Annotated in this window: 1 protein-coding gene; it reads left to right on the top strand. The window is 38.1% G+C overall.

What is annotated here, in order from left to right:
• Positions 1 to 210 precede the first annotated feature (210 nt).
• Entirely contained in the window at positions 211 to 798 is a 588-nt protein-coding gene (locus QUA33_RS28065; protein WP_333153049.1) for a CpsD/CapB family tyrosine-protein kinase, read from the top strand.
• The last annotated feature ends 531 nt before the right edge of the window (positions 799 to 1,329 follow it).

The following is a 1,329-nucleotide window of genomic DNA, read 5'->3' as shown; positions in this document are numbered from 1 at the left end:
GGTCATTACTCAAAACAATTTGAAGGAATATAGCTTCAGCTTATCACCCTTCTCTCAAGAATGAAATAGCCCTGCATTCCGATCGCCAAAGCGATGAGAATTAAATCTCGTAGAGGTGAAAGGGTTCCCGCTCAATTCACTAGCGTAAGTTCAAATACTAAGAGTGCAAGCTTAAAACGAATAATAGTTTCAAATTACAAAGATTTTCCTGTGATCGAAGCATTTCACTACTTATACACAAATATTCAATTATTAAATGCGGAACACCCAATTAGTTCTTTAACCATCACTTCTACCGTTAAAGGTGAGGGTAAGTCAACTGTAGCACTGTATTTAGCTAAAACTGCTTCTGCGGTTGGTAAACGAGTATTGTTAGTGGATGCTAATATGCGTTTGCCTCAACTGCACACATACCTTAGCTTATCGAATATTAAAGGTTTAAGTAATGTTTTAAGTTCGGATTTAAGTTTGAATGAGGCTATTCAGCGATTACCCGACGATGACAATCTTTTTGTCCTCACTGCGGGTACTATTCCCCTCGATCCAATTAAATTACTGTCTTCGAGAAAGATGCACTATTTAATGGAACAATTCCTAGCCTTATTTGATTTAGTCATTTACGATACCCCACCTTTAATAGGTTTAGCAGACGGTCATTTACTCGCTTCTCAAACTGATGGTACAGTGCTGATAGTAAAACTAGAAAAAACAGATCGCGGTCTGGTAAACACAGCTTTAGAACAACTAAATGTAGCCGATTTTAAAGTATTGGGAGTAGTAGCTAATGGGGTTAAATAACGAACGCTAAAATTGAGTTAGGTAGCCAATAGAAGAAGTAAGACTATTTTGAATGTTTAATTGGCGAGAGGTATTCATATCTTTTGCGGTGGCATCGGAATTCTGACGGGGTGACAACACCCTCAAAACCCCTAGCTGACGGGGTTTTGACCGATTTATGGTAAAAAAAGATGGGGTCAGTATTGTTAAGAAGCGCCATCAGTTAAAAATGTTACCTCTATTTTACCAAATTTGTTTGCAACGGCAGCTCAAAAACGCCGAATACTTGACTCTGACAATTTTAGTTTTTCTGCTCCAAACCCATAAACAAGTAAGTATTGAGTTATTGGCAACATTGATGCCATACCCCATCATGTTTGAGAGTAGACGACGTTCTATTCAACGATTCCTTAAGCGGACGTAACTCAATATAGAAAAGCTTTGGTTTCCTCTGATTAAATATATCTGGTTCACTCAATACTTCGGACAGTTTTTAAGCAGCGAGAGTACCATAGGATAGGACTGACGGAAGGTTAGGGTGATTTAAAATTA

Origin of the sequence: Microcoleus sp. Pol14D4, assembly GCF_036701245.1 — a bacterium.
Classification (GTDB): domain Bacteria; phylum Cyanobacteriota; class Cyanobacteriia; order Cyanobacteriales; family Microcoleaceae; genus Microcoleus.
This window is presented reverse-complemented; position numbering and strand designations above follow the sequence as displayed.